The organism is Arthrobacter sp. NPDC058130 (genome assembly GCF_042884475.1).
GTDB lineage: Bacteria > Actinomycetota > Actinomycetes > Actinomycetales > Micrococcaceae > Arthrobacter.
The window spans coordinates 1-1,436 of the sequence record NZ_JBHVTV010000030.1; the positions used below are offsets into that span (position 1 = coordinate 1).

The window sequence follows — 1,436 nt, forward strand, 5'->3', positions numbered from 1 at the left end:
TGAACTGGTCCCCGATAGTTGGACTGGCCAAATAAGATCCTAAGCCGCGAGGGCCTGGGCTCGGTATTGCACCGGGCTCAGGCCCTTGAGCTTTGTTGATATCCGTTTGGTGTTGTACCAGTGGATGTAGTCGTTCAGGTGCGCTGCCAGGGCGTCCGTGCTGATGTACCGGACGTTGCGGAACATCTCTTCTTTAAGGTGACCGAAGAAGTTTTCCATCACCGCGTTGTCGTAGCAGTTGCCCTTGCGGGACATCGATTGGACCGCGCCGGCGCCCTCCAGGAGTGTCCGCCAAGAAGCGTGCCGGTACTGGAAACCTTGATCTGAATGCACGAGCGGCTTCTGTCCGGGTTCAAGACAGGTGAGGGCCTCACGCAGGGACGCGTTGGTCAGTGCCACGTTCGGTGAGGTGCCGATGGAATGAGCGATGATTTGCCGGTCGAAGAGGTCCATGACCGGTGAAAGGTATAGTTTCCGGTCGCCGACGCTGAACTCGGTCACGTCCGTCACCCACTTCTGGTTCGGTGCCTCAGCGTCGAACTCGCGGTTCAGCACGTTCGGGGCAATCCTGCCCTGTTCGCCCTGGTAGGAGTTGTAACGCTTCTTCCGCCGGACCTTGCAGACCAGCCGCAGCGCACGCATGAGTTTCAGCACGGTCTTCTTCGCCACCGCCCAGCCCTGCTTGGCCAGTTCCGTGTGGATGCGGCGGTGTCCGTAGCGGCCATGGTTCGTCGTGAAGATGTCCGTGACCGCGGTCTTGAGAGCTTCCTGCGGATCGGGGTCCTGGAAGCGGGCCTGGTGATAGAAGAATGTCGACCGGGCCAGACCGGCGACCTCCAACAGGACCGGCAGCGGAAAATCAGCCTTGAGGGCGATGAGGGCCTGAACCTTCACCGTTGTTTCTGAGCCCTCAAGGCCCGTAATTTTCCCAAGTAAGCCACTTCGGCCCGCAGCCGCTCATTTTCCCGGCGCAACCGCTCCAACTCGGATACTTCGGCCGGTGGGGCGTCGGAATTCCGGGGCCGGCCTTTCGGCTTTGGCCGCAGTGCGTCCGCGCCATCACGTCGATACGAACGCACCCATGACATGAGCAACACCGGTGAAGACAGGTCAGCCTCAGCTGCCAGATCAGGTGCAGTCTCCCCGTCAAGGAACCGTTCGACCAACGCAAGCTTGAAGTCGAATGAGTATGACCGTTTAGTCGGTTTGGTCACCAGCGCTCCCTGACCACGAATCCTCCACCGCCGATACAGCCCCTTCACCGGCCAACGGGAAACGCCCAGCCGGTTGGCAGTCGCGGTATCTGCCAGGCCCTTCTCAAACCACGCTACAGCGGCCTCGCGCTGCTCTTCGGATAACGAACTATGTGAATGCAAAAAACTGCTCCCCGGGAGTCAGAACTGAATTTCTCAGTCCAACTTCCGGGGAGCAGTTCA

2 protein-coding genes are annotated in these 1,436 nt (G+C 59.9%); both read right to left on the reverse strand.

Translation table 11 applies throughout. The annotated features are described in order from the left end of the window. Positions 1–39: 39 nt before the first annotated feature. Complete coding sequence (locus ACFVTM_RS23150) at positions 40–894, reverse strand: IS3 family transposase (protein WP_390206587.1); 855 nt, start codon at positions 892–894, stop codon at positions 40–42. Then, entirely contained in the window at positions 891–1,262 is a 372-nt protein-coding gene (locus tag ACFVTM_RS23155) for a helix-turn-helix domain-containing protein (protein ID WP_390206589.1), read from the reverse strand. The genes ACFVTM_RS23150 and ACFVTM_RS23155 overlap by 4 nt, the downstream gene beginning before the upstream one ends. Positions 1,263–1,436: the final 174 nt, after the last annotated feature.